Here is a 6,583-nt window from a genome sequence, read left to right as displayed (position 1 = left end):
TCGAGGCCACCATCGCCTCGGCCACCGCCTGGGTCTTCGTCGCCCATATCCGCCTGCTCACCCGCAGACTGGCAAGAGCCTGATATCCATCAGAATCATTATGAGTCAGACTCTTAGGCAAGAAGCTGTTCCATCGAAGGGCCTAAATCTTTGTGGGAATGGGGCTTTTGCAGAAGCTGCTCGCCCGGGACGAACCGGGTGGTCATCGCAGCGGTGAGCGGCGTCTCGGAGGTGTAGAGCACGCGCAGACCGGGCTTCAGCGCGATGGCCTGATTGGCGACATCGTAGCCGCCAAGGGCCAACTCACTCAGGCGCATGTCCACAAAAAGGGCGTCGATGGTCGCCTCTGCGGACAAATGGACGATGGTTTCGCCAAGATCACAGGCGACCAGGGGCTGGTGGCCCATTTCCTCCATCATCCACTCGGCGCTTTGCCGAATGAAAATCTCATTCTCGACGATGAGTATTATCGCCATCCGAATGCCATCGGCGCTGAATCTGGCAATGCCCCCCCTTTGCCGCGCCTCAGAAAAACGCGGCGTTTAGGGACATGTGTCGGACCTAGGATAAAGGTTCCCGATGAAGGCGAGAATTTTTTGAATCCAAATTTCAGGGTGGGCGCCCCATCCCGCCATCTGCAGGTGTAGATAGGCGTCCAAAAACGGGACCCTCTCCATTTTGGCCAAGCATCTAATCTAAAAGACTCTGCTGGCAGTAGCTTGCATGACATCGGCACCGCTCGGGACCCCGCGTAGGATAACTTTCTTCATTCACGTCAGTCGGTTACCGGCGTAGCGATGGGGGTCCGTTTTGGACGCCGATCCACACCTCGACGCCATCATGCGGGCACAGGCGGAGGCGGACCGTCTCTATCGCGCCGCCCTCGCCCTGTCGGAGCGGCCGCAGATCGAGGCTATTGCCCGGGCGTCGGCGATGGCCGACATGTTCGCCGAGAGCGACCGGCTCACGCGCGGCGTGCGAGAGGCCGTCGGCGTCTTCTCGATCATGGACATGCCCCAGTTCGCCAATCTGGGCGGCTATCGCAACTTCCTCGACGCTGCGGGTTTGCGGCTGTCGCACTGGCCGAGACGGCGCCTTCTGACCTAGGCCGAGAAGCGGCGTCGCCTGAAGGCGCGGCTCCGGGCCAACTCCGCCCCGCCGCATGTGAAGCGCGCCAAGACGCTCGTTCACCGCTACGAACTGACCCTGCGCGACAGACTCGACGCGGTGATGGCGGAGACCTACGGCGAGGATTGGCCGGATGAGCGTCTGCCGCTGTACGAGTGCAAGGACTTGCTCGGGAAGTGGAAGAACCGGGGAGGGGAGGTGCTCGATCACGCCGACTACACCCACTACGCGCGGATCATAAGCCATCCGGAGCATTTCCAGGCGATCTTCGAGGCCGGTTTCGACGATCCCACGGCGGTATCCGGTCTTCTGAAACAGGCTGGAAAGCTGCGTGCCGCGTCGCATCATGCGCACCTGTTCACGCCCGACGATCTGAAGGAGCTGCGCCTGACATGGAACCAGCTCGAAACTGGATTGCTCGCGCTCACCCCGGACTTCGATTTCGAGTGGGCGGGCTAGTGGCTCACAGAACGCCTACCGATCAGACACATGGCGTCGACCGCTGCGCCGTACTCGGCCTTTAGCGCAGCACTTCCCCGCCGACCGGATCGACTTGGCGCAATTGGCCGGCGGCGTCCTGGACGAAGACCTCGACCCGCTCGCCCCTGTCGATCAGGGTTGTCGCCTTCATGAGCGCGGACTCGATGGCGTCGACGCTGAAGTCGAAATGCCCGGAGTTTTGACCATCGCGCAGGACTCGCCAGTCGCCGTCGCCGCGGATCACGGTGAACTGGATCATGTGGGAATGTGTCGCCAAGGGGCCACTCGTTCGCTTGCCGCCGGATGTCGACGGTTGAGTTCAATCTACAGGGCTTCCCAAGCTTGGTTCAACAGGGCTCAGGCGCGGGGAGTGGCGGCGGCCCAAACGGCCTGTGCATCTGGCCAGCCGAACGATTTCGCTGCGGTTCCTGCCGGTGCCCGGCTTCCGGTCTTGAGGTCATCGAACGCGGTCAGGTCCAGATGACGCTGGAACGGTGGCCTGGGCGAGCCGTTTGTGGCCGAGCGCCTGCGCCGGCATTGGCGGCATGATCCCTACGACCGGCGTGACTCGTCCGCGTAGTTCAAGCGGGGGTGACCACCCGTCTCTCCTGCAACAGGCCAGCCTTGCGCGGCCTCTCAATAGCCTGATCTGACCGAAGCCCGTCCGGATTCCGCAACCGCTCGCTCGACTTTCTTCCCCGGCCTGACGGCCTTCCTCGCGAAACAAGAAAGTCGCTCTCCCGGTCCTCCGCTGTGCTGCGGGATCTCGCTGCGCTCGCCCTGCGGGCCGTCCGGTCTCCGGTCCGTCGATCGCCATCGAGGCCGCGGCAAGCGGGGCCCGACATCAGCAAGGAGAGACTTCAATGGCCACCATTGGCACCTTCACCCAGCAAGCGGACGGCAGTTACGGCGGTTCGATCAGGACCCTGACCCTCAACGTCAAAACGGCCCAACTGCGGGCCAACGAAAAGACCGACGACAAGGCTCCTGACTTCCGCATCTTCTCCGGCCAGACCGAGTTCGGCGCCGCCTGGAAGAAGATCAGCCAGCAGAACCGCGAGTATCTGTCGGTCAAGCTCGACGACCCCAGCTTCCCGGCGCCGATCTACGCCTCGCTGGTCGAAGTCGAAGGCGGGCACAGCCTGATCTGGTCCCGCTGACAGAGCTGCGGCGGCGCGGAGTTCGCGCCGCCGCGTTTTTCTTCACATTCTGTCTCAGGACGCTGTGATGACCGACCTCCGCCGGTCCGGTCAGTCGGGGCGCTTGGCTGGACGCGGCGCAAGCTTGTACTGGCCAGGCGACCGGAGGGGTCGCGGGTGGGCGCTGATGGGCCGGGGAGCCACCCGGGGGCGCGGGGGCTGGTCTCCAGGCAGTTGAATGGAGATGACATCTTCCCGTACCACGATGTGTCGCCCAGCCTTCAAGCCGTCGATGATGTCAGAATTTGCGTCCTCGGCCGGATTGAAGACACGTCCGCGCGCCTCCTTCCATCGGCGGTGCTCCGCATCGCAGGCGGCTGCTGAATAGGTCAGATGGACCAAGAAGCCGCCGTCCGGTCGGGCGCGCTCCAGCATGAGCAGCGTCTCCCGATCGGGATTACCGTGAGTCCCGTCTGTGGATCGGCGTCGAAATCGGACTCCATCGAGAGGCGGCCTAGGTGGTTGAATTCGCTATATAGCAATACATTAGCGCGCATGCTGACCGTCGTCTTCGGGACCCCGTATCGCTCCGAGATATTAAGCTCATTCAATATGTTGTTTCATATCGGGTGGGGTCCCGCCTTGAACACCGATCAACAGATCGGGGTGTTCACATAGTGGAGCGCGCTCATGTAGCCGAAGTTGGCGAGACTGCCGCCGCGGACGCAATCCGCCCAGACCGAGGCGTCGGCCAGAGAGGCGACCGGGCAGACGCCAGCGCCTTCCTGTTGGCCCGCAGTAGCGATCAGCCGGTCCACGAAGGCTCGGCCCTGCGGCGTCAGCTCCTCATAGGCGAGGTCGCCGATCAGCCGGTGTCCCGCGCCGCCCCAGGCCAGGGCCGATGTCGGGATCAGAAGCGAGCCCGTAACGAGGACCGCGATCAGTCGACCGATGATGCGGACCATGGGATTTCCTTGACGCTTCTGGCGGGAGGGATGCGCCTCGCCGAGTTCCATGACGTTACCGCGTCGGTTCTGGTATCCGAAGGGCTTTGACGGCCATGTTGTCGTTGAAATCGGGTCCGTGCAATTTGCATGGAATTTAAATCAAAATCGTTGCATTATGCCGGATCGCATCCTACGTCGGTCGCGAAGGAATTTGATGATGTCCGCGCTCAACGACGTGAAAAGGCGACTGCGGCCCGGTCAGGTCTACCGTCGCCAGGATTTCGAGAAATGGTCCAATGCCGTGGATCGGCATCTGCGCCAGCTCGTGGAGGAGGGGCGGCTCGAAAAGGTCTCGGGCGGTCTCTATCTGGCGCCGCGAAAGACGCGGTTCGGAAAAGCCCCGGCCAAGCCGGAGAAACTCGTCGAGAGCTTTCTCAAGGACGACCGTTTTCTGATGGTCTCGCCCAACGCCTTCAATGGCCTCGGGGTGGGCACGACCCAGCTCTACAACGAGCCGGTGGTCTATAATCTCAAACGCCACGGCCGTTTCGACTTGGGTGGCCGCGTCTATGACTTTCGCAAGAAGTCATCGGTTCCGGCCAAGCTGACCGAGGAGGTGCTGCTCGTGGATCTGCTTCAGAACTTGGACCGCCTCGCGGAGACGCGCGCCGAGGTCTTGCCGCGCGCTCTGGAGCGCGCCCGGCGCATGAACCCCGCGCGCCTGTTCAAGGCGGCGCGGGATTTCGGGTCCGTGCGCGCCGAGCGGCTTCTCAGCCAGGCGCTGGAGGCCGCGTGAGGTCGTGACCGTCTTCCTGCACGATACCCCGGACTTCCGCGACCTAATCGAGGTGCTCGCCGGCCAGATGAGCATCGACCCCAGCCTGGTGGAAAAGGACTACTGGATCATGCAGGCCTTGTGGGGTCTGCAGGCCGGCGGCTTCGCCTTCGAACTCAAGGGCGGCACCTCCCTGTCGAAGGGCTATCAGCTGATCCACCGGTTCTCGGAAGACATCGACATCCTGATCCATCCTGAAGGTGATCTGCGTGTTGGGTCGAACCACACCAAGCCAGCGCACGTCGCGGCGCGGCAGGCCTTCTTCGACGGTCTCGCTGAACGGATCGCCATCCCCGGATTCGAGGCCGTCGAGCGCGACGTCGCCTTCGACGACCCCACCGGCCAGATGCGCGGCGCCGGCATCCGGCTGCGCTATCCCGAGCTCAATCCGCTTCCGGACGGCGTGAAGACCGGCGTCCTTCTGGAGGCGGGCTTCGATCAGGTGTCCCCCAACCGCCCGATCACCATATCGTCCTGGGCCTACGATTTCGCCGTCCGGCAGGGCGTCGAGGATCTCACAGACAACCGCGCCATAGACGTCGCCTGCTACGAGCCGGGCTACACCTTTGTGGAGAAGCTGCAGACCATCTCGACCAAGTTCCGCCAGCAGCAGGCGAGCGGTGAGATGCCCACCAACTTCATGCGCCACTACTACGACGTCTACAGCCTCCTCGGGGACGGCGACGTCCAGGCCTTCATCGGCTCGGACGCGTACGTCGCGCACAAGAAGACGCGCTTTCGCGGCGCCGACGAACCGGACATCCGCCGCAACGAGGCGTTCTGGCTGAACGATCCCGACACCCGCAAATTCTATGATCGCGCCTATGGCGCGACCCGCGCGCTGTATTATCGCGACCAGCCCTCTCTCGATACCATCCTGGCGCGGATCGCCGAGGTCGCGGACCGACTGTAGAGCGCCCGCGGGGGCGACGCCGAAGCCCACGGCGGTCGATCAGATGGTTGTCGTGCCTCGCCGTGCGGAGATCAGCAGAACCACCGTCACGTGTCGAGCATGTCCCAGTGGTCGCCGAGCATCCAGCGCAGGGCGCTCAGCTTGCCGTTGATCATGCCCCATTCGAAATCGGTCCAAGGTCCCAGATCGTTAGCCCTGCGCGTCTCGATTTTTTTGGCTGCTGCAAGAGCGCCTTCCCAAGCTTGGCGGGACATCAAATCTTGAGGATAGACTCCGACGGGATAGTCCTTGTCTTCGACGACCCTGATCTCGCCACTCTCGACCTGGTTTCGAAGGCCCCAATGTCAATTGTACCAGACCTTGTCCGTGAGATCGTCCATCGCCTCCCCGACCTTGCGAAAGACCCGCAGGGTCTTGAATCCTTCGACCTCCTCGACCGGGCTTGACGCGGCCCATTCGGTGATGACCGTCTCTGCCTGGGCGTAGGCGTAGGAGCCAGTATAAAACAGGAGATGGCCGCCCGGACGGGTGCGTTCGGTGAACAGGCGCGTCAGTTCCAGATCGGTCAGAGCCCCATAGGCGTCGTTTTCTTCGGTACGGAACTCGCAAAGGTGGAACAGGGTGACGACGTCGAAGGTGGGCAGAAGGGCGGCATTTGCGGTGTAGATGTCGCCGAAATAGACGCAGTAGGTCCGCGCCAGTTCTGGGCGACGGGTGACGAGGTCGATGTAGGTGTCGTATTCCTTGCGGGTCGCTGTGATCCCCATGACCGAGACCCCCAGGTCGCTCTCGCCCAGCTTGATGCCAACGTGATGGTGACTGCCTGTTCCGAAATGAAAGACCACTTCGTCACGCGCGCTGCGCTGTTCCATCCATTCGACGAAATGCAGGTCGCAGGGGCAGTCATCCGGGCGGAGCGTCCAGACGCCCTTCAGGCTGTGCAAGACTGGGCCGGACCGGGGCGTGAGCCGTCGAAGAAGCGATCGCATCGAACTGCACCTGGCATTGTGGTCACGTCGTCACTCTTAGAGTCTGACTCATAATGATTCTGATGGATATCAGGCTCTTGCCAGTCTGCGGGTGAGCAGGCGGATATGGGCGACGAAGACCCAGGCGGTGGCCGAGGCGATGGTGGCCTCGA

General features: G+C 62.7%; 10 protein-coding genes. 5 read left to right on the top strand and 5 right to left on the bottom strand.

Features of this window, described 5'->3' with window-relative positions; genetic code table 11:
* Positions 1–113: 113 nt before the first annotated feature.
* A complete protein-coding gene (locus ACP7AB_RS16685; RefSeq protein ID WP_425993111.1) occupies positions 114–476 on the bottom strand; it encodes a response regulator in 363 nt (120 codons plus the stop codon).
* Positions 477–810: 334 nt separating this feature from the next.
* Between ACP7AB_RS16685 and ACP7AB_RS16680 the strand changes: the two genes are divergently transcribed.
* Positions 811–1,107, top strand: coding sequence for a hypothetical protein (locus ACP7AB_RS16680; protein WP_425993113.1), 297 nt, complete (start codon positions 811–813; stop codon positions 1,105–1,107).
* Positions 1,108–1,164: 57 nt separating this feature from the next.
* Complete coding sequence (locus ACP7AB_RS16675) at positions 1,165–1,587, top strand: hypothetical protein (protein WP_425993115.1); 423 nt, start codon at positions 1,165–1,167, stop codon at positions 1,585–1,587.
* A gap of 61 nt (positions 1,588–1,648) precedes the next feature.
* Here ACP7AB_RS16675 and ACP7AB_RS16670 read toward each other — a convergent pair whose 3' ends face one another.
* Positions 1,649–1,885: a hypothetical protein gene (locus tag ACP7AB_RS16670; protein WP_425993117.1), complete on the bottom strand. Its 237-nt coding sequence runs from the start codon at positions 1,883–1,885 to the stop codon at positions 1,649–1,651.
* 586 nt (positions 1,886–2,471) lie between these two features.
* Between ACP7AB_RS16670 and ACP7AB_RS16665 the strand changes: the two genes are divergently transcribed.
* Positions 2,472–2,768, top strand: a complete 297-nt coding sequence (locus ACP7AB_RS16665; RefSeq protein ID WP_425993119.1) for a DUF736 domain-containing protein — start codon at positions 2,472–2,474, stop codon at positions 2,766–2,768.
* Between the two features lie 632 nt (positions 2,769–3,400).
* Here ACP7AB_RS16665 and ACP7AB_RS16660 read toward each other — a convergent pair.
* On the bottom strand, positions 3,401–3,712 hold the full coding sequence (locus ACP7AB_RS16660) for a S1/P1 nuclease (RefSeq protein ID WP_425993121.1): 312 nt from the start codon (positions 3,710–3,712) through the stop codon (positions 3,401–3,403).
* 49 nt (positions 3,713–3,761) lie between these two features.
* On the opposite strand from ACP7AB_RS16660, the gene ACP7AB_RS16655 reads away from it, so the two are divergent.
* Both ACP7AB_RS16655 and ACP7AB_RS16650 read left to right on the top strand, forming a co-directional pair.
* Positions 3,762–4,490 (top strand): hypothetical protein, encoded by a 729-nt coding sequence (locus ACP7AB_RS16655; protein ID WP_425993123.1) that lies wholly within the window; start codon positions 3,762–3,764, stop codon positions 4,488–4,490.
* 4 nt (positions 4,491–4,494) lie between these two features.
* Complete coding sequence (locus ACP7AB_RS16650; RefSeq protein WP_425993125.1) at positions 4,495–5,442, top strand: nucleotidyl transferase AbiEii/AbiGii toxin family protein; 948 nt, start codon at positions 4,495–4,497, stop codon at positions 5,440–5,442.
* Between the two features lie 86 nt (positions 5,443–5,528).
* Here the strand turns inward: ACP7AB_RS16650 and ACP7AB_RS16645 are convergent, their stop codons facing one another.
* Complete coding sequence (locus ACP7AB_RS16645; RefSeq protein WP_425993127.1) at positions 5,529–5,696, bottom strand: hypothetical protein; 168 nt, start codon at positions 5,694–5,696, stop codon at positions 5,529–5,531.
* 90 nt (positions 5,697–5,786) lie between these two features.
* Positions 5,787–6,386 carry a hypothetical protein gene (locus ACP7AB_RS16640; RefSeq protein WP_425993129.1) on the bottom strand — a complete coding sequence of 200 codons (600 nt, stop codon included), beginning with the start codon at positions 6,384–6,386 and terminating at the stop codon, positions 5,787–5,789.
* Between the last annotated feature and the right edge of the window lie 197 nt (positions 6,387–6,583).

It is taken from the genome of Brevundimonas sp. TWP3-1-2b1, from assembly GCF_049896165.1.
GTDB lineage: Bacteria > Pseudomonadota > Alphaproteobacteria > Caulobacterales > Caulobacteraceae > Brevundimonas > Brevundimonas subvibrioides_B.
Note: the sequence above shows the minus strand (reverse complement) of the source record. Positions and strands in the feature narration are given on the sequence as shown.